The organism is Nocardioides sp., from assembly GCF_031422975.1.
In the GTDB taxonomy this organism is placed as follows: domain Bacteria; phylum Actinomycetota; class Actinomycetes; order Propionibacteriales; family Nocardioidaceae; genus Nocardioides.
Map to the genome: position 1 here is coordinate 1 of NZ_JANPEO010000378.1, position 16247 is coordinate 16247.

The window sequence follows — 16247 nt, forward strand, 5'->3', positions numbered from 1 at the left end:
GCGGTCGGCTTTCCCAAGACCAGCGGCGGCTCCGGGCTCCACATCTATGTCCGGATCCCGCCGGACCATGGCTTCCAGGACGTACGCCGCGGCGCGCTCGCCTTCGCCCGGGAGGTCGAGCGCCGGGCCGGTGGCGACGTCACGACGGCGTGGTGGCGCAAGGATCGATCGCCCGACCAGTTGTTCGTGGACTACAACCAGAACGCCCGCGACCACACCATCGCTGCGGCGTACTCCGTCCGGGGGGTCCGCAACGCTCGTGTCTCCGCCCCGGTGCGCTGGGAGGAGATCGACGCCTGCGAGCCCGACGACTTCACGATCTTCACGATGCCTGCGCGGTTCGCCGAGATCGGCGACCTGCACGGCGGCATCGACAACGAGGTCTTCGACATCACGCCGCTGCTGGCGTGGGCCGAGCGCGACGAGGCAGCCGGCGCCGAGTCGCCTGCGGACCCGGAGTCCTGAGGAAGCTGCAGGCCCGAGTGCGGATCGACCCCACGCGTAGACGCGCGGACGTTGCTCACCCAGCGGCGTCCCGCTGAGCGTGCACCCGCCGGGCGACGGGACCAATGTCCGCGTGTCTACGCGGCGACGGTCGGCGCGGTCCACGCCGGCCCGGGCGGAGGCGAGCTGACTGCGGCGTACGACGACCACCTCCTCGACGAATAGGCTGACTGCGTGGGAATCCAGATCACGCCGTCCATCCTCAACGCCGACCTCGCCAAGCTGGGCGAGGAGGTCGGTCGTATCGGCAGTGCCGACTGGGTGCACGTCGACGTGATGGACACCCACTTCGTCCCCAACCTGACCTTCGGCCCGGCGATGGTCGAGGCGCTGAGCAGGGCGACGACCATCCCGCTCGACGCGCACCTGATGATCGAGGACTGCGACACCCAGGCGCCGCTGTACGCCGAAGCCGGGGCCGGCAGCGTCACGTTCCACGTCGAGTCGACCAAGGCCCCGATCAGGCTCGCCCGCGAGCTGCGCAACCAGGGCGCCCGGGCGAGCATGGCGCTGAAGCCGGCAACGCCGATCGAGCCCTACGAGGCGCTGCTGCCCGAGCTCGACATGGTGCTGATCATGACCGTGGAGCCCGGTTTCGGCGGCCAGAAGTTCCTCGACCTGTGCCTGCCGAAGATCCGCACCGCCCGAGCCATGATGCGCAAGCACGGCGTCGAGACGTGGCTGCAGGTCGACGGTGGTATCAGCCTGGAGACGATCGAACGCTGTGCGGAGGCCGGCGCCGACGTCTTCGTCGCCGGCAGCGCGGTCTACTCCGCGGCCGATCCCGACGCGATGGTGCGCGAGCTGAGGGGGAAGGCCGAGGCCGCCGCGACGTGAGCGAGCCGGCCACGATCGACGACATCCACGTCACTGCGCTCGGGATGCCGCATGTGACCGCGAGCACGACCTGGAAAGCTCCTAGCGTCGGCAGTTGGGCTCCATCCGGGACCGAACGACGCTCACGCGGGATCTCATTGCTGCGAACTGCCGACGCCAGCCCGGCAAGCAGCCGGTACCGGCCACGGACACCTGCCCGGGAATGTCGAGCCGTGTGGCAGAGTTCAAGCCAGCACAGCGTGCTCTGGGGGCGGTGAAACTCCGCACCGGCGGTTACTGGGTCGAGGCTTCGTCGCTTCGCTCGGAAGTCCGCGACCCGACCACATCCAGTGGCCGGTTGACCAGGTGAGATTCCTGGACCGACGGTCAAAGTCCGGATGAGAAGATCACGCAGCGCCGACGTCCTCGTGACGCCTGCGCCCGCCACCCCGGAGTCCATCATCGACAGGACTTGAGGGGTAGCCATGACCACGACGCCAGCCGAGCAGGCTGCGATGCGTCGCGCGCTGACGCTGGCGGCCACTCGCGGCGTGCCGCTCGGACCCAACCCGCGGGTTGGCTGCGTGCTGCTCGATGATGACGGCGCGGAGATTGCCGAGGGCTTCCACCGCGGAGCCGGTACGCCGCACGCCGAGGTCGCCGCGTTGACCGAAGCGGGCGAGGCCGCCCGCGGCGCCACCGCCGTCGTCAGCCTGGAGCCGTGCAACCACACCGGCCGCACCGGCCCGTGTGTCGGGGCGCTGGTCGAGGCGGGCGTGCGCCGTGTGGTGTTCGCCCAGCACGACCCCAACCCGACTGCGTCCGGTGGCGCTGCCGCGCTCCGCGCAGCGGGGATCGAGGTGGAGGCCGGCGTCATGGAGCCCGTGGCTCGTGGCATCAACCGGGCCTGGACGTTCGCGGTGGACCACCAGCGCCCGTTCGTCACCTGGAAGTTCGCCACCACGCTCGACGGTCGCAGCGCCGCCGCCGACGGCACCAGCCGCTGGATCAGCGGCACCGACGCCCGCCGGGACACCCATACGTTGCGAGCCGAGTGCGACGTGCTCCTCGTCGGCACCGGCACCGTGCTCGTCGACAACCCACGCCTGAACGTCCGCGACGAGGTCGACCAGCCCGTCGAGCACCAGCCCCTGCGCGTCGTGATGGGGACACGAGAGGTCCCAGCGGACAGCCGGATCTTCGACACACCCGGTGAGGCGCAGCATCTCGCCACCCGGGACCCCGCCGAGGCGCTCGCGCAGCTGTACGCCGCAGGGCGTCAGCACGTCTGGCTCGAAGGCGGCCCGACGCTGGCCGCCGCCTTCCTCAAGGCCGGCCTGGTCGACGAGATCTACGCCTACGTCGCGCCGACCTTCCTCGGCGCGGGCGCCAACGCGGTCGGCGACCTCGGCATCGGCACCATCACCGACCAGCTCCGCTGGCACCTGAAGCGAGCCGGCGTCATCGGCACCGGCGCGGACGCGACCGTCCGTCTCACCCTCGAACCGTTGAAAGCAGGACGCTGATGTTCACCGGCATCGTCGAAGAGCTCGGCACCATCGCCGCCGTCGAGGAGCAGGGCGACGCGATCCGTCTGACCGTGCGGGCCAGCACCGTGCTCGAAGGCACCGGTCTGGGCGACTCGATCGCGGTCAACGGCTGTTGCCTCACGGTGGTGACGAGCGACGAGGACACCTGGACCGCCGACGTCATGCAGGAAACGCTCGACAAGACCAGCCTGCTGGGGGTGAAGGCCGGTGACCGGGTCAACCTGGAGCGGGCCGTCACGGTGGACAAGCGCCTGGGTGGGCACATCGTGCAAGGCCACGTGGACGGCGTGGGTGAGGTGCTGCGGCGTATCCCCAGCGAGCACTGGGAGCTGGTCGAGATCGCGATGCCGGCGGAGTTCGGCCGCTACCTGGTCGACAAGGGCTCGATCACCGTCGACGGCATCAGCCTCACCGTCGTCCAGGCGATGCGCGAGAGCTTCACCGTCAGCCTCATCCCCGAGACCCTCGCCCGCACCACGCTGGGCACCCGCGAGCCCGGCGATCGGGTCAACCTCGAGTTCGACGTGATCGCCAAGCACGTCGAGAAGCTTCTCGTCAGCGGCTACCTCGACCGGTTCACCCGGGACGACGCATGAGCGCCGTCGACCGGGGACGGGCCCGTCGACCACTGCTGCACACACCCGTGAACTGGAAGGAGCGAGGGCATGAGTGAGATCCGGCTCGACAGCGTCGAGCGCGCGATCGCGGACATCGCCGACGGCAAGGCCGTCGTCGTCGTCGACGACGAGGACCGCGAGAACGAGGGCGACATCATCTTCGCCGCCGCCAAGGCGACCCCGGAGCTGATGGCCTTCACCATCCGGCACTCCAGCGGGGTGATCTGCGTACCGATGCCCGGCGACATGCTCGAGCGGCTCGAGATCCCGTTGATGACCCCGCACAACAAGGACAAGCTCCGCACCGCGTACACGTTCTCGGTCGACGCCCGCGACGGCGTGAGCACCGGCATCAGCGCCGCCGACCGGGCGCACACGGCCCGGACACTGGCCGACTCGGCGACCGAGCCGTGGGAGCTCACCCGACCCGGGCACGTCTTCCCGCTGCGCTACCGCGAGGGTGGCGTGCTCGTACGCCGCGGGCACACCGAGGCGGCGGTCGACCTGGCCAGACTGGCCGGCCTGACACCGGCCGGCGTGCTGGTCGAGGTGGTCAACGACGACGGCACCATGAAGCGCGCGCCCGAGCTGCGGGCGTTCGCCGACGAGCACGGGCTGGCGATGATCTCGATCGACGACCTCGTGCGCTACCGCCGCCGCCACGAGCTGCACGTCCTGCGGGTGGCCGAGACCCGCCTGCCGACCGCGCACGGCGAGTTCACGGCCTACGGCTACCGGATCACCATCGACGACAGCGAGCACGTCGCCCTCGTGTACGGCGACGTGTCGGGCCCTGAGCCCGTGCTGACCCGCGTGCACTCCGAGTGCCTGACCGGCGACGTGTTCGGCAGTCACCGGTGCGACTGCGGTCCGCAGCTCAACGAGGCGATGAAGCAGATCGTCACCGAGGGCAGGGGAGTGGTGGTCTACCTCCGTGGCCACGAAGGCCGAGGGATCGGCCTGGTGGCCAAGCTCCAGGCCTATGCGCTCCAGGACCAGGGCCGCGACACCGTCGACGCCAACCTGGACCTCGGTCTGCCTGCCGACGGTCGCCACTACGGCACCGCCACCCAGGTGCTGCGCGACCTCGGCATCACATCCGTGCGGCTGCTGACCAACAACCCGGACAAGACCGCCAGCCTCGAGGACTTCGGCATCACGGTCGCCGAGACCGTGCCGCTGGCGATCCACCCGACGAACGACAACATCGACTACCTGCGCACCAAGCGCGACCGGATGGGCCACGTGCTGCCCGACCTGCCCGAGATCATGACCGAGGAGCTGCACCAATGAGCGGAGCGGGAGCCCCCGACCAGGCCGCCTTCGACGCCTCCGGCCTGAAGGTGGCCGTCGTCGCCGCGAGCTGGCACACCGAGGTGATGGACGGCCTGCTGGCCGGCGCCGAGCGCGCCCTCGCGGCCCACCGGGTCGCGGATGCCCGGGTCGTCCGGGTGCCCGGCACCTTCGAGCTGCCGGTCGCGGCGCTCGCCCTCGCGACACAGGGGTACAACGCGGTCGTGGCCCTCGGCGTCGTCATCCGCGGCGGCACGCCGCACTTCGACTACGTCTGCACCGCGGCCACGGACGGGCTGACCCGGGTCACGCTCGACACCGGTGTGCCGATCGGCTTCGGCGTGCTCACCTGCGACAACGACGAGCAGGCACTCGACCGTGCCGGCCTCGACGGCTCCAGGGAGGACAAGGGCTGGGAGGCGACGTCCGCCGCCCTCGCCACGGCACGGGTGCTGGCCGAGCTGCCACGGCCGAGCTGACGAGCCCGCCACACGTCGGGGAGCAGCCAGGCCGGAGATGTCGGCCACGCGCCCAGTCTCACCGATGCCGGTCGGCGGACCGGCGCGAGGCGCTGGCACGCCAGCACCTAGGCTTGGCGCTCGTGAAGACGTTCGAGGAGCTCTGGGCCGAGCTGAGCGAGAAGGCCGCGACCCGACCCGAGGGTTCGGGCACCGTCCGACAGCTGGACGCCGGTGTCCATGCGATCGGCAAGAAGCTGCTCGAGGAGGCCGCCGAGTCGTGGATGGCCGCCGAGCATGAGGGCAAGGACGCCACCGCACTCGAGATCAGCCAGCTGCTCTACCACGCGCAGGTGCTGATGCTTGCGAGCGGACTGAGCCTCGACGACGTCTACGCCCACCTCTGAGAAGCCGGTATCCCCCGAGATGACTCTCCGCATCGCCGTACCCAACAAGGGCGCCCTGTCCCAGGCCGCCAGCGACATCCTGCGCGAGGCCGGCTATCGCCAACGCAGCGACTCCAAGGAGCTCGCCCTCGTCGACGTCGAGAACGACGTCGAGTTCTTCTACCTCCGACCTCGTGACATCGCGCTGTACGTCGGCGAGGGGACGCTCGACGTCGGGATCACCGGCCGCGACCTGCTGCTCGACTCGGGCGCGCAGGCCACCGAGTCGATGCCGTTGGGGTTCGGCCGTTCGCGATTCCACTTCGCCGGCCCGGCTGGGGAGTACACCCGACTCGACCAGCTCGAGGGCATGCGCATCGCCACGTCGTATGTCGGTGTGGTCGAGGCGTTCTTGGCCGAGCGCGGCATCGACGCCTCGGTCACCCGGCTCGACGGAGCCGTCGAGACCAGCATCCAGCTCGGCGTGGCCGACGTGATCGCCGATGTCGTGGAGACCGGTTCGACCCTGCGAGCCGCCGGCCTGGCGACCTTCGGCGAGGTGATCTTGGAGTCCGAGGCGGTGCTGATCTCGCGCAGGGGCGCCGAGAACGACGAGTTCGAGATCTTCCGACGCCGCGTCGAGGGCGTCCTGGTCGCCCGCAGCTACGTGATGATGGACTACGACATCGAGCAGTCCAACCTGGACGGGGCCGCGGCGCTGGCGCCGGGCCTCGAGGGCCCGACCATCTCGCCCCTCGGCAAGGCGGGCTGGGTCGCGGTCCGGGTGATGGTGCCACGTGCCGGCTCCCAGCGGCTGATGGACGAGCTCTACGGGCTGGGCGCGCGAGCCATCCTCCTGACCGACATCCATGCCTGCCGGCTCTGACGTGGTCGAGCCCGAGGACGTCTCGCTGCCCCGCACGTGGCGGCCCTTCGGCGCCCGCATCGCGGTGATCTTCTTCGGCACGATGCTGCTGCTGATCTGCGCGTTCGCGTGGTTCGGCTTCGACCCCGAGGTACGGGCCAAGTTCACGTTCTTCCAGCGCTCGACGCTGGTCTTCCTCGGCCTGCTCGCCGGCTCCGTGGGCTACGCCCTGGCACGGTCGCGGGTCGTCGCCTCCGAGCCGGGCCTGGTCGTGGTCAACGGCTACCGGCGCCGCGACTACGAGTGGGCCGAGATCATCTCGATACACCTGCCGGCGGGCGCGCCCTGGGCGACGATCGACCTCGCCGACGGCACCACCACGTCCCTGCTGGCGATCCAGGGCTCCGACGGAGAGCGCGCCCGCAACGCGGTCCGGACGCTGCGCTCACTGATCGATCGCTGAGCCTTCGCGCGCTCTTCACCGTCAAGACACCGAGCACTGGTCAGGTGGAGCCATGACACTCGGACTCCGGGCGCTCGCGCTCACCACCGTTGCCCTCACCGCCGTTGTCCTGCCGGCCCAGGCAGCGCCCGAGGCCTCGCCCCCGTCGCCTCGGCGCGCGACCCTCACGGCATGGTCGGTGCTGCCGGCCGCGACCTACGTGCCCGGCAGCGAGACCAGCGGTCACTGGACCGCCGGCAATGCGGCGGTCCCCGCGCCCTACGAAGGCCAGCCGGTGCAGGGCTTCTCCGGCACTCACGCGCTGGGCGACGGCTCGTTCCTGGTGTTGAGTGACAACGGGTACGGCGCCAAGGCCAACAGTGCCGACTTCCTGCTGTCGATCCACCGCATCACCCCCGAGACCGACGCCGCGGACGGTGACGGTTCGACGACGTACGACGAAACGCTGTTCACCGTCAGCGACCCCGACCACCTCGTGCCCTGGCCCATCTGGCGCGACGGCGCCTGCGAGGCGGACTCGGCCCTGCCCGCTGGCTACGTCTGTCCGGTCGCCGACCGTGTGCTGACCGGCTGGGACTTCGACCCCGAGTCCCTCCAGGTCGCCCAGGACGGCACGTTCTGGGTCGGAGAGGAGTTCGGCCCCTTTCTCCTCCACCTCAACGTCGGCGGACAGCTGATCGAGGCGCCGATCCCCACCCCCGGCGTCCGGGGCCCGGCCAATCCGACGCTCGGCTCGGCAGTGCCCGACATCGCCAGCTCCAAGGGCTTCGAGGGCATGGCGATCAGCCCCAACGGTCAGGTGCTGCACCCCATGCTGGAGGGAGCGACCGCGGAGGACAAGGCCGCCGGACTCGCCTCGGACCTGCGCATCTACACGGTTCGCAGGGGTGCCTACGCCGACCGCTTCCTGCGCTATCGGATGGAGGGCGCCGACAACGCACTGGGCGACCTCATCCAGGTCAACGACCATGAGGCGCTCGTCATCGAGCGCGACAACGGTCAGGGTGCGACGGCCCGCTTCAAGCGGATCTACCTGGTGGACCTGCGCGACACCGACCACGACGGCTACGTCGCCAAGCGGCCGCTCGTCGACCTGCTGGATGTCGCCAACCCCGACGGGCTCTCGCCCTACGGCGATCCCTTCAGGTTCTCCTTCTTCACCATCGAGGACGTCGAGATCCTGGACGGGCGGACCATCGCGGTGATGAACGACAACAACTTCCCGGCCGCGGGTGGCCGATCGAGCACCGAGCCCGACCAGAACGAGTACCTCGAGATCACGCTGCCCCGTCCGCTCAGGGTGGACCGGCGCCTGCTGCCGCAGGGGTGAGGTTGCTGGGCAACGACATCGTGACGGCAGGCGTGTTCGAGCCCGATGTGGTGTCCCGGCAACGCCCTACTCGGTGGTGAGGGCCCGGATCCCCCAGGTGACGGACAGCTCGTCGCCCGGCGAGCCGGCGGGAGCGAGCGTGACGAGGTCGATGCCGGAGTTGAAGGCGTTGGCGGGCGCGGTCATCGGCTCGACGGCCAGGGACCGGCGCTCCTTGCCGGGCACGTCGTCGGCGCTGTAGAGCAGCAGCCACGGGATCTTCTCGTCCACCCAGAGCGCGACGCCGTGCCCCGCGGGATCTCGCAGGGTCGCCGTCGCGACCCCGTCCACCCGCTCCAGCGCGCCGAACGTCTCGTCGAACACCACTGCACCGATCACCTTGCCGGACCGGAAGTCGTGCGCCTCGTCGACCGGCACCGTCTCGGTGGGGATCAGCCGGTCGTCGGTGATCGTGCGGGTGCCGGCGGGCAGCATGAGCACAAGATGGTCGATCCCCTCGCCCACGGCCAGATAGGGATGCGCTCCGCAGGCGTACGGCGCCGGCTCGCCACTGAGGTTGGTCGCGGTCTGCGTCACGGTCAGCCCGTCGGCGGAGAGGTCGTAGAGGACGTGCAGGTCGACCGCCCACGGATAGCCGGTCTGCGCCATCACGCGGTAGACCAGCGAGACCGAGTTGGCCGTGTGCTCCTCCAGCGTCCAGGCGGCCCAGCGGGCGAGGCCGTGCGACGCGTTGGACCGCTTCGGCTCGGTCAGCGCCAGCTGGAGGTGGCGGCCGCCGAAGGAGTACCTGCCGTCGCGGATCCGGTTGGGCCAGGGCATCAGCAGTTGGCCGCGGCCTCCCGGTGACATCTCCTCGGCCCCGAAGCCGTCAACGAGCGCGCGGTCGCCGTACGCCAGGAGGCGCAACGCGGCGCCGCTCTCGGTGATGACGGCGCGATAGCCGGCCGCCTCGATCTCGTACTGCTCGCCGGAGGGAAGAACCATGTGGTCCACCCTAGGTGCGCCTAACCTTCCTGCCATGCACCTCGCGCCGAGATCCGTCACGCCCGCCGACGCCGACGAGGTGGCGGCCCTGATGGCGCGCATCGCCGAGGACCACCCGACCGGGTTCGAGCTCGCGTCGAGCGAGGTGATCGAGCTCCTCGAGCACTACCCGGGCGTCGTGATCGACGGCGGCTGGGACGGCGACGAGCTCGTGGCCTACACGACCCTCCTGCCGAGGGCGTCGAGCGACGGCATCCATCCGTTCCTGTTCTTCGGCGACGTGTATCCGGCCCGTCTCGGCGAGGGCTTCGGCACGGTGATGCTCGAGCGGGCAGTGGCTGCTGCGCGAGAGATCCACCAACGGGATGCACCTGAGGAGAGGATCCGGTTCGGCACGCGAGCGCTCGAGGGAAGGGACGACCAGGCGGGCCTCCTGCGTGCTCACGGCTTCCGCCTCGACCGGCACAACTTCCTGATGTTCTCGACCCTGGATGACCTGCCGCAGCCGGTGCTGCCTGCCGGCCTCACCCTCACCAGCGTCGACCCGGCAGACTCCGAGGAGCTCCGGGCCGCCCAGAACAGCGCGTTCGCCGACTACCCCGACTACAACGACCAGGACGAGCTCAACTGGACCGGCTTCATGGTCTCCGCCGCCCATGTCCGCAACGAGCAGTCCTTCGTGCTGCGCGATCCTGCACGCGGCAACACGGTCGCGGCCTACGTCTTCACCCACGAGTACGCCATCGCGCCGTCCGGCGAGCAGGGGCGGGAGGCGTACGTCGCCTACGTCGGGACGCTGCCCGACTACCGCGGCCGTGGGCTCGCGACCAACCTGCTCGCGCACACGCTCCACCAGTGCAGGGCCGCTGGATTCGACACCTCGAGCCTCGACGTCGACACCGCCAACCCGACAGGCGCGCTCGGCATCTACGAGCGAGCCGGCTACGCCGTGCGCTACCGGCAGGACAGCTACAAGCTGGAGGAGTAGATCAGGTCCGCGCGTTCGCGGGTGCGCTCGCGGATGTGCAGGGCGGCCTCGTCCTCCAGCCACTGCTCCCAGTGCCGGTGCATCACCGCGCCGTCGCGCTCGCGCCAGCGTTCGAGTCGGACGTCTCGGTCGGCCTCGATCCACACCAGCGTCGTGATCAGCTCGTCGTACGCCGCAGCGCCGGACCCGACACCGTCGATGATCAGCAACGGCGCCGGCGTGATCGGGTGCGACTCGGCCCAGGTCGAGGTGTGCCAGTCCCAGCGTCGCCAGGCCGACGGCCGGCCCACTGCGAGCGGGCGGAGGACCGCGTCGATGGTGGCGCCCAGACCAGGGAGTCCGCGCCAACCTTCGAGCAGTTCGTCGGCATGGATCACTGGTGCGCCGGTGGCTGCGGCCAGCTCGCGCGCCAGGGTCGTCTTGCCCGACCCGGCCAGCCCGTCGATGCAGATCAGCCGGCCGCCGCCGAGGGTCGGCGCGCGGGCCTCGGTGTGCGCCAGGACCGAAGCCGCCCAGGACTCAGAAGGCATGCCCGAGGCCGCGGTAGCTCGGGACCGTCTCGACGATCTCCTCGCCGGTGACGAGATGAACCTGCGTGACGTGCTCGAACAGCTCTCCGGACTTGGCGTGCCGGAACCACACCAGGTCACCGATCGACAACATCGCGGCCGGATGGCCGGTCAGCGGGGTCTGCACCTCGCCCGCACCCTCGAGGCCGGTCAGGTGGAGTCCCGGAGGAGCCCACGGGCGCGGCAGCCGGTCGGCGCCCGCGGGCCCTGACGCGACGAGGCCACCGCCGTGGACCGTGGCCAGGGTCGGCGACGGCTTGCGGCTGACCCGCACGCCGAAGAAGGCGGCCGGCCGTGGCGTGAACGACTGATAGTGGTCGAAGAGCCCGGGCACGAGCAGCCCCGACCCTGCGGCCACCTCGGTGACGGCGGAGTCGGCGACCGTGGACTCCACCGAGCCGGAGCCGCCGGCGTTCCAGAACTCCAGGTCGACGATCGAGCGCAGCGCGTCGGCCATGGCTCGGCGGCGTACGTCCAGCTGCGCGACCGAGGCCTGCTTGAGCCTCCGCACGACCAGCGACCTGGCGCGCTGGGAGGGCACGTCGTCGGGTACGCCGGCGACCTGGCCCTCATAGGTCATCACGCCGACCAGGCGGAAACCGTCGCGGGCCACCACCGTCCGGGCGAGCTCGACCACGGCGGAGGCGTCGTAGAGCGGCGAACGCTTCGGGCCGACGTGCTGGTTGCCCAGCTTGAGCCCGGCGTCGATGTCGAGGGCGACGCGGATCTGCACGGCCTTCGAGGACCGCACCGAGTCGATGACCTCGAGGTGCGCCAGGTCGTCGATCATCAGGGTCACCGCGCCCGCCGCCGACGGCGACGTCACGAGGTCGCGCAAAGCGCCGCGATCGACGCTCGGATAGGCGATCACGATGTCGTCGGTGATGCCGAGGTCGTGCAGCACCAGCGCCTCGCGCAAGGTGTAGGCGAGGACGCCCTCGAAGCCGGGACGCGCCAGCGCCCGCTCGATCAGGGCCGGGACGCGCAGTGACTTGGACGCCACCCGGATCGGCTTGCCGGACGCCCGGCGGGCGAGGTCGGCCGCGTTGGCGTCGAAGGCATCGAGGTCGACGACGGCTATCGGGGTGGCGAGGTGCTCGGGGTGATTGGCAACTGCGGTGTTGAGGCGAGACCAGAGTCGGTTGCGTTCGACGAAGTCGGTCACTGGATCCCGCGCCGCTTCAACATCGCCTCGATGTCGGCCAGGTCGTCGTCCACGGCCGGTGCTGAGCGCGCGTCACGCGTCGACGCCGCCTCGGGCAGCTGGCCCTTCGCGGCCCTGCCGGGGGCGAGTTGGCGGTCGCGCAGGTAGCCGGAGATGACGATCAGCACGACGCCGAAGCCGGCCAGCCCGATCCCGGTCCAGGTGATCGGGTTGAAGACCAGCCCGGTGGCCCAGTCCGCCACCGAGCCGCCGATCTCGGTGAACATCTCCAGCGTGCCGCTCAGCCATGCGGCGACCGGCAGCGTGGTGAATCCCAGCGCCCGCATGGCGGCGATGGCTCCACGTCGTCGGTAGGACACATACGTCCACACGAGTCCCAACAGGGTCAGGGTCGCGGCGAGCGCCGCCCAGGTTGCCTCGTCCACGCCACCAGACTTCCACAGTGGACAATGGTGGCGTGGAACGACACATCCCCGACCCCGGCTTCGCGGGCGACACCGGCGACGCCGACGCTCACCTGGCGACTGCGCTGGCGGCGTACGCCGCACACGAGTCGAGCCACGGTGACGTGCTGCTCGCCCTCCAGGACGCCCGCCTGCTGGTCCCGGTGGTGGCGATGCTGGGGGAGGTGGAGTACGACGACAAGGGGCTCGCGCACGACAAGACGAGCGACATGGCCGCCGTACTGATGCAGGGTGCCGACGGCCGGCTCGCGCTGCTGGCCTTCACCTCCACCGACGCGCTCGCCGCCTGGAACCCCGACGCCCGGCCCGTGCCGGTCGCGGCGAGGCTCGCCGCCCAGTCGGCAAGGCAGGAGGAGGCGGCCGCACTGGTGCTCGACATCGCCGGACCCACCACCCTGGTCGTCGAGGGCGACGACCTGGTCGCGCTCGCAGCCGGCTGGCTGCGCGCGGTGGTGGGGGAGCAGTCCGCGTGGATTGGCCCGACTCCGCACTGATCGGCTAATCTTCGGTGTTGACCGATCAGTCCCGCTTGCGGGACCGATCCACCAAGCGGAGACAGCACGTTCGTCCCCCACCCGCATCGACCGACAGGTCGTCGGGTTCCGGTCCGGATCAGGCACACGAGAATCGCAAGATTTTTTGGGCCTGACACTGGCTTCCGCTTGGGCAGAGCGGGAGCCATTGTTCATTTCGGGCCACACCGAAAGATGCAGTTCCTCCCCTGGGGTCCCACAACCACCCACACCACTGGAGGACACATCAGCACCGAGCTGCGAATCAACGAGCGGATCCGCGTTCCCGAGGTCCGGCTCGTCGGACCCAATGGCGAGACCGTCGGCATCGTGCCGACCGATCAGGCGTTGAAGCTTGCCCAAGAGGCAGACCTTGACCTGGTCGAGATCGCTCCCCAGGGACGACCGCCTGTCTGCAAGCTCATGGACTACGGCAAGTTCAAGTACGAGAACGCCCAGAAGGCTCGTGAAGCCCGTCGGAACCAGACGAACGTGATCATCAAGGAGATGAAGCTTCGTCCGAAGATCGACGCGCACGACTACGAGACCAAGAAGGGCCACGTCGTCCGCTTCCTGAAGGCCGGCGACAAGGTCAAGATCACGATCATGTTCCGCGGTCGCGAGCAGCACCGTCCCGAGCTCGGGTTCCGGTTGCTGCAGAAGCTGGCCGAGGACGTGACGGAGCTGGGCTTCATCGAGTCCTCGCCCAAGCAGGACGGCCGCAACATGATCATGGTGCTCGGCCCGCACAAGAAGAAGGCCGACGCGAAGATCGACGCCGCCGCTGCCAAGGAAGAGAAGATGGCAGAGCGGGCGGCGATGGTGGCAGCCGAGGACGCCGAGCGCGAAGCAGCGCACGCGGCCGGCCCGGTGGCCGCCAAGAAGGAACGCGGTCGTTCCGAGAACCTCGACGACGACATCGAAGCCTGACCACAGGTCAGCACGTCGTCCCCAAGACATCTGAGATCAGAGGAGACAGAGATGCCGAAGAACAAGACCCATTCCGGTGCCAGCAAGCGCTTCCGCGTGACCGGCTCGGGCAAGATCCTTCGCGAGAAGGCTGGCAAGCGCCACAACCTCGAGAAGAAGTCGTCGCGGGTCACCCGTCGACTGACGGGCACCGTCGAGGTCGCCAAGGCCGACACCCCACGCGCCAAGAAGATGCTGGGTCTCTGAGACTCCTGACTCGTCCCACTCGCACCCACACAGTCTTTGAGCAAGGAGTAAAGAAATGGCACGCGTCAAGAGGGCGGTAAACGCCCAGAAGAAGCGCCGGGTAATCCTCGAGCGCGCCTCCGGCTACCGCGGTCAGCGTTCGCGCCTGTACCGCAAGGCCAAGGAGCAGGTCACCCACTCGCTGGTCTACAGCTACAACGACCGCCGCAAGAACAAGGGCAACTTCCGCAAGCTGTGGATCCAGCGCATCAACGCCGCTTCCCGCGCGCAGGGCCTGACCTACAACCGCCTCATCCAAGGCCTCAACCTGGCTGGCATCGAGGTCGACCGCAAGATCCTGGCCGAGCTCGCCGTCAACGACGCCCCGGCCTTCGCCGCGCTCGTCGACGCCGCCAAGGCTGCGCTGCCCGAGGACGTCAACGCGCCCAAGGTCTCCGCCTGATCATGGCCTCCCCTCTGACGGTGGGCAGCGCCCGCGTCAAGGAGGCACGCAAGCTCAGCCGCCGCTCGGTCCGCACCGAGCGGCGGCTCTTCCTTGCCGACGGCCCGAAAGCCGTCGAGGGCGCGCTCGGCGTGCCTGGGTGCGTGGTGGAGGTCTTCGCGACCATCACCGGGTCGGTCGAGTACGCCGATCTGCTGAGCGCCGCTCACGTGGTGACCCCGGTCGACGACCGGGCCCTCGCGGCGTTGTCCGATGCGGTCAACCCGGCCGGCGTCGTGGCTGTGTGCCGCCACCTCGACGTACCCCTCGCCCAGCTGTTGTCGCGTTCTTCGCAGGACCAGGACGGTCGAAGGCCGGTCATCGAGCCGCGGCCGCGACTGCTTGTGATCTGTGCCGACGTCCGCGACCCCGGCAACGCCGGCACCGTGATCCGCACGGCTGATGCCGTCGGCGCGGTCGGCGTCGTCCTCGCCGGTCACTCGGTCGACCTCCACAACCCGAAGACGGTGCGCGCGAGCGTCGGCAGTGTCTTCCACCTGCCGATCGCACTGGAGTCCGACCCGGCCGTCGCGGTCGCCGCCGCCAGAGCGGCCGGCTACCGCGTCCTGGCCGCTGACGGAGCGGGGGAGGTCGACCTGTTCGCCGCCGACCTGTCCCAGCCCACGGCGTGGCTGTTCGGCAACGAGGCGTGGGGTCTTCCCGACGACCTCGCGGCGCTGGCCGACCACAGGGTCGCGATCCCGATCCACGGTCGGGCCGAGAGTCTCAACCTCTCGACGGCCGCGGCGGTGTGCCTGTATGCGAGCGCGCGGACACAGCAGCGCTGATCGCTTCTGCTCCGAGCACCTCCGCTGCCTTCGGGGCCTGCGTCGCTCACTAGACTCCCGCGGGAGTGCGGACCCCCCTCATCGCGCTCCATCCCCAGCGGAGAACCCCATGACACTGCACGGACGCCAAGGCGTAGGGATGCTGCTGGTCCTGCTGACGAGCTATCTCGCCGTCAGGACCTCGCCCGGGAGCACCGGCGTCTCCGAGTGGTGGCTGGCCTCGGGCATCGGCGCGTGCGTGATGGTGACGTCGCCCCGGCGACATGCGCCGCTGATCTTCCTGGGAGTCGTGGGACTGACCTGGGCCGGCAACGTCCTGGGTGGACGCGCAGCCGGTTCGGGGCCGTGGCTCGGGCTGGGCAACGCCGTCGAGGCCTACGTCATCGCGGTGCTGCTGACGAAGAACTGGTCGCGAGAGGCACGGCTGCACTCCTGGTCCGAGCTCCACCGCTACTTCCTGGTGGTGGGGCTGGGCAGTGCCGCCCCGGCAGTGATGTCCATGGCGCTCTCCGTCAGCATGCTCGACCGCGATGTCGGCGTCATCGCGGTGTGGGTGTTCATCAACCACTACGGCTGCAACCTGGTGCTGATGCTCCTGGTCATGAACCGGCCATCGACGCCCCGGCCGTCGATGCGAGAGGTGGCGGCTCACTTCGTCCTCCTGATCGCCGCCACCGCCATCACCTATGCCCCGGACAACTCGCAGTCGGTGGCGTTCTTGCTCACCCCCGTCGCGGTCTGGGCCGGGTCGCGGCTCCCGTCCCGCTGGGCCGTCCTGGAGCTGATCGCCCTCGGCGCCATGATCACCGGGTTCGCGCAGGCAGGGATCGGGCCGTTC

At 69.9% G+C, this 16247-nt stretch carries 20 protein-coding genes, 1 pseudogene and 1 riboswitch; of the genes and pseudogenes, 17 read left to right on the plus strand and 4 right to left on the minus strand.

Annotated elements, in window-relative coordinates:
- The 10 genes and pseudogenes from RMO85_RS11425 to RMO85_RS11470 form a co-directional block, all read left to right on the plus strand.
- Positions 1-465 (plus strand): annotated as a pseudogene (locus RMO85_RS11425) (ATP-dependent DNA ligase); the annotation flags it as partial.
- A 213-nt stretch (positions 466-678) separates the two neighbouring features.
- Positions 679-1341, plus strand: a complete 663-nt coding sequence (gene rpe, locus RMO85_RS11430) for a ribulose-phosphate 3-epimerase (RefSeq protein WP_310528847.1) — start codon at positions 679-681, stop codon at positions 1339-1341.
- A 235-nt stretch (positions 1342-1576) separates the two neighbouring features.
- Positions 1577-1735, plus strand: a riboswitch (FMN riboswitch).
- A gap of 70 nt (positions 1736-1805) precedes the next feature.
- On the plus strand, positions 1806-2846 hold the full coding sequence (ribD, locus tag RMO85_RS11435; RefSeq protein ID WP_310528848.1) for a bifunctional diaminohydroxyphosphoribosylaminopyrimidine deaminase/5-amino-6-(5-phosphoribosylamino)uracil reductase RibD: 1041 nt from the start codon (positions 1806-1808) through the stop codon (positions 2844-2846).
- Positions 2846-3466 carry a riboflavin synthase gene (locus tag RMO85_RS11440; RefSeq protein ID WP_310528849.1) on the plus strand — a complete coding sequence of 207 codons (621 nt, stop codon included), beginning with the start codon at positions 2846-2848 and terminating at the stop codon, positions 3464-3466. Before ribD ends, RMO85_RS11440 begins: the two co-directional genes overlap by 1 nt.
- A gap of 69 nt (positions 3467-3535) precedes the next feature.
- Complete coding sequence (locus RMO85_RS11445; protein ID WP_310528850.1) at positions 3536-4780, plus strand: bifunctional 3,4-dihydroxy-2-butanone-4-phosphate synthase/GTP cyclohydrolase II; 1245 nt, start codon at positions 3536-3538, stop codon at positions 4778-4780.
- The gene (ribH, locus tag RMO85_RS11450; protein WP_310528851.1) at positions 4777-5259 is read left to right on the plus strand and encodes a 6,7-dimethyl-8-ribityllumazine synthase; all 483 of its coding nucleotides are present in this window, start codon (positions 4777-4779) and stop codon (positions 5257-5259) included. The genes RMO85_RS11445 and ribH overlap by 4 nt, the downstream gene beginning before the upstream one ends.
- A 122-nt stretch (positions 5260-5381) precedes the next feature.
- Positions 5382-5645: a phosphoribosyl-ATP diphosphatase gene (locus RMO85_RS11455; RefSeq protein ID WP_310528852.1), complete on the plus strand. Its 264-nt coding sequence runs from the start codon at positions 5382-5384 to the stop codon at positions 5643-5645.
- 19 nt (positions 5646-5664) lie between these two features.
- Entirely contained in the window at positions 5665-6510 is an 846-nt protein-coding gene (hisG, locus tag RMO85_RS11460) for an ATP phosphoribosyltransferase (RefSeq protein WP_310528853.1), read from the plus strand.
- Positions 6494-6952 (plus strand): PH domain-containing protein, encoded by a 459-nt coding sequence (locus tag RMO85_RS11465; RefSeq protein ID WP_310528854.1) that lies wholly within the window; start codon positions 6494-6496, stop codon positions 6950-6952. The genes hisG and RMO85_RS11465 overlap by 17 nt, the downstream gene beginning before the upstream one ends.
- 52 nt (positions 6953-7004) lie before the next feature.
- Positions 7005-8282 carry an esterase-like activity of phytase family protein gene (locus RMO85_RS11470; RefSeq protein ID WP_310528855.1) on the plus strand — a complete coding sequence of 426 codons (1278 nt, stop codon included), beginning with the start codon at positions 7005-7007 and terminating at the stop codon, positions 8280-8282.
- A 66-nt stretch (positions 8283-8348) separates the two neighbouring features.
- On the opposite strand, the gene RMO85_RS11475 is transcribed toward RMO85_RS11470, so the two are convergent.
- Positions 8349-9266: an aldose 1-epimerase family protein gene (locus RMO85_RS11475; RefSeq protein ID WP_310528856.1), complete on the minus strand. Its 918-nt coding sequence runs from the start codon at positions 9264-9266 to the stop codon at positions 8349-8351.
- 34 nt (positions 9267-9300) lie between these two features.
- Between RMO85_RS11475 and RMO85_RS11480 the strand changes: the two genes are divergently transcribed.
- Entirely contained in the window at positions 9301-10254 is a 954-nt protein-coding gene (locus RMO85_RS11480) for a GNAT family N-acetyltransferase (protein WP_310528857.1), read from the plus strand.
- Here RMO85_RS11480 and RMO85_RS11485 read toward each other — a convergent pair.
- From RMO85_RS11485 to RMO85_RS11495, 3 genes are read right to left on the minus strand one after another with little or no spacing between them, the layout of a single operon-like run.
- Entirely contained in the window at positions 10236-10784 is a 549-nt protein-coding gene (locus tag RMO85_RS11485; RefSeq protein WP_310528858.1) for a 4-amino-4-deoxy-L-arabinose transferase, read from the minus strand. The genes RMO85_RS11480 and RMO85_RS11485 overlap by 19 nt on opposite strands.
- Positions 10774-11988, minus strand: coding sequence for an amino acid deaminase/aldolase (locus RMO85_RS11490; RefSeq protein ID WP_310528859.1), 1215 nt, complete (start codon positions 11986-11988; stop codon positions 10774-10776). The genes RMO85_RS11485 and RMO85_RS11490 overlap by 11 nt, the downstream gene beginning before the upstream one ends.
- Complete coding sequence (locus RMO85_RS11495) at positions 11985-12413, minus strand: hypothetical protein (protein WP_310528860.1); 429 nt, start codon at positions 12411-12413, stop codon at positions 11985-11987. Before RMO85_RS11495 ends, RMO85_RS11490 begins: the two co-directional genes overlap by 4 nt.
- 32 nt (positions 12414-12445) lie before the next feature.
- On the opposite strand from RMO85_RS11495, the gene RMO85_RS11500 reads away from it, so the two are divergent.
- The 6 genes from RMO85_RS11500 to RMO85_RS11525 form a co-directional block, all read left to right on the plus strand.
- Entirely contained in the window at positions 12446-12946 is a 501-nt protein-coding gene (locus tag RMO85_RS11500; RefSeq protein ID WP_310528861.1) for an SseB family protein, read from the plus strand.
- Positions 12947-13159: 213 nt separating this feature from the next.
- The gene (gene infC / locus RMO85_RS11505) at positions 13160-13894 is read left to right on the plus strand and encodes a translation initiation factor IF-3 (protein WP_310528862.1); all 735 of its coding nucleotides are present in this window, start codon (positions 13160-13162) and stop codon (positions 13892-13894) included.
- Between the two features lie 51 nt (positions 13895-13945).
- The gene (gene rpmI, locus RMO85_RS11510; RefSeq protein WP_310528863.1) at positions 13946-14140 is read left to right on the plus strand and encodes a 50S ribosomal protein L35; all 195 of its coding nucleotides are present in this window, start codon (positions 13946-13948) and stop codon (positions 14138-14140) included.
- A gap of 55 nt (positions 14141-14195) precedes the next feature.
- On the plus strand, positions 14196-14582 hold the full coding sequence (gene rplT / locus RMO85_RS11515; RefSeq protein WP_310528864.1) for a 50S ribosomal protein L20: 387 nt from the start codon (positions 14196-14198) through the stop codon (positions 14580-14582).
- Between the two features lie 2 nt (positions 14583-14584).
- Positions 14585-15409 (plus strand): RNA methyltransferase, encoded by an 825-nt coding sequence (locus RMO85_RS11520; protein WP_310528865.1) that lies wholly within the window; start codon positions 14585-14587, stop codon positions 15407-15409.
- 109 nt (positions 15410-15518) lie between these two features.
- Positions 15519-16247: MASE1 domain-containing protein (locus RMO85_RS11525; RefSeq protein ID WP_310528866.1), on the plus strand; the 729-nt coding region annotated here is incomplete at its 3' end.

What these genes read in the sequence shown, in the direction of transcription:
- ribD (WP_310528848.1), top strand. Translation starts at nt 1,806, where the DNA reads ATGACCACGACGCCAGCCGAGCAGGCTGCGATGCGTCGCGCGCTGACG.
- RMO85_RS11440 (WP_310528849.1), top strand. Translation starts at nt 2,846, where the DNA reads ATGTTCACCGGCATCGTCGAAGAGCTCGGCACCATCGCCGCCGTCGAG.
- RMO85_RS11445 (WP_310528850.1), top strand. Translation starts at nt 3,536, where the DNA reads ATGAGTGAGATCCGGCTCGACAGCGTCGAGCGCGCGATCGCGGACATC.
- ribH (WP_310528851.1), top strand. Translation starts at nt 4,777, where the DNA reads ATGAGCGGAGCGGGAGCCCCCGACCAGGCCGCCTTCGACGCCTCCGGC.
- hisG (WP_310528853.1), top strand. Translation starts at nt 5,665, where the DNA reads ATGACTCTCCGCATCGCCGTACCCAACAAGGGCGCCCTGTCCCAGGCC.
- RMO85_RS11465 (WP_310528854.1), top strand. Translation starts at nt 6,494, where the DNA reads ATGCCTGCCGGCTCTGACGTGGTCGAGCCCGAGGACGTCTCGCTGCCC.
- RMO85_RS11470 (WP_310528855.1), top strand. Translation starts at nt 7,005, where the DNA reads ATGACACTCGGACTCCGGGCGCTCGCGCTCACCACCGTTGCCCTCACC.
- RMO85_RS11475 (WP_310528856.1), bottom strand. Translation starts at nt 9,266, where the DNA reads ATGGTTCTTCCCTCCGGCGAGCAGTACGAGATCGAGGCGGCCGGCTAT.
- RMO85_RS11480 (WP_310528857.1), top strand. Translation starts at nt 9,301, where the DNA reads ATGCACCTCGCGCCGAGATCCGTCACGCCCGCCGACGCCGACGAGGTG.
- RMO85_RS11485 (WP_310528858.1), bottom strand. Translation starts at nt 10,784, where the DNA reads ATGCCTTCTGAGTCCTGGGCGGCTTCGGTCCTGGCGCACACCGAGGCC.
- infC (WP_310528862.1), top strand. Translation starts at nt 13,160, where the DNA reads ATGCAGTTCCTCCCCTGGGGTCCCACAACCACCCACACCACTGGAGGA.
- rpmI (WP_310528863.1), top strand. Translation starts at nt 13,946, where the DNA reads ATGCCGAAGAACAAGACCCATTCCGGTGCCAGCAAGCGCTTCCGCGTG.
- rplT (WP_310528864.1), top strand. Translation starts at nt 14,196, where the DNA reads ATGGCACGCGTCAAGAGGGCGGTAAACGCCCAGAAGAAGCGCCGGGTA.
- RMO85_RS11520 (WP_310528865.1), top strand. Translation starts at nt 14,585, where the DNA reads ATGGCCTCCCCTCTGACGGTGGGCAGCGCCCGCGTCAAGGAGGCACGC.